The sequence below is a fragment of the Micromonospora sp. AMSO12t genome (assembly GCF_008806585.1).
Classification (GTDB): Bacteria; Actinomycetota; Actinomycetes; order Mycobacteriales; family Micromonosporaceae; genus Micromonospora; species Micromonospora reichwaldensis.
The window spans coordinates 1-1,071 of sequence record NZ_WAAS01000526.1 but is presented as its reverse complement, the minus strand read 5'-3'; the positions used below and the strand labels follow the sequence as shown (position 1 = coordinate 1,071).

The 1,071-nt window shown below is 77.4% G+C and carries 1 protein-coding gene; it reads left to right on the top strand.

All coding sequences use genetic code 11. From position 1 onward, the window contains the following. Window positions 1–1,071 (top strand): CdaR family transcriptional regulator (locus tag F6X68_RS32775; RefSeq protein WP_192581653.1); only part of this gene is annotated, 1,071 nt, incomplete at both ends.

The following is a 1,071-nucleotide window of genomic DNA, read 5'->3' as shown; positions in this document are numbered from 1 at the left end:
ACCCGGCTGACCATCCTCGTTGAGCGGGCCGCCTCGACGCTGGCCCTGGGCCGGCTCATCCGGCGCGACGCCGAGGGCCTGGAGCGGCAGATCCACCGTACGCTGCTCACCGCCCTGCTTGACCACTCGCTGCCGGTGGACGAGGTCGCCCTGCGGGCCCGGGCGCTCGGCGTGCTGCTGGAGCGCCGGCACCTGGTCGGGGTGGTGGTCCGGCACCGGGCCGACGACCCGGCGGGGGAGGGCGGCCCGGCCCCGGACCAGGGGCAGCCGGGCGGTCCGGAGGCCGGTCCTGCTCGGCTGCGTGATCTCGCCGAGGCGGTCGGGCAGGCGTTGCACGAGGCGAAGCTGACCGGGCTTTCCAGCGCCATCGACGACCATGCCGTCGGCGTGCTGCTCGCCCTGCCGGAGCCGGCGGCCGAGGAGCGGTCGCTGGCCGCGTTCGCCACCGCGCTGCACCGCACCCGCCCGGACGCCCCCGCCCGCTCGGACGGCCATGCCCGCCCGGACTCGCTCGTTCGCCCGGAGGGTCATCCTCGCCCGGGCGGCTCGGCTCGTCCCGACGGCCAGGCCCGCCCGGGCGGCCCCGTCCGTGGTGACGGACCGGCCCGGTCCCACGGGCGGACGAACGGCGTGGCCCGGCCGGCAGGCGGCGGACTGCTCGTCGCGGCCGGTTCTGGCGTGCCCAGCCTGCGGGAGGCGCGCCGGTCGCTGGTCGAGGCCCGGCAGATCGCCGACGCCGCCCGGCGGGACCGGCGGGACCTGCCGGTCTTCCGGCTGCCGCACGTCGGGCTGGCGGGGCTGCTGCACCTGCTGCGCGACGAGCCCCGGTTGCAGACCTTCGTCGAGCGGGAACTTGGCGCACTGCTGACCCACGACGCGCAGCACCCGCGGGAACAGCTGCTGGGCACCCTGCGGGCGTACCTGGAGCAGGGCCGCAACAAGTCGGCGGCGGCCGGGGCGGCACACCTGTCCCGACCGGCCTTCTACGAGCGCCTGGCCCGGATCCGCCGCGTCCTGGACGTGGACCTCGACTCGGTCGAGGCCTGCCTCTCCCTGCACGTGGCCCTGCTG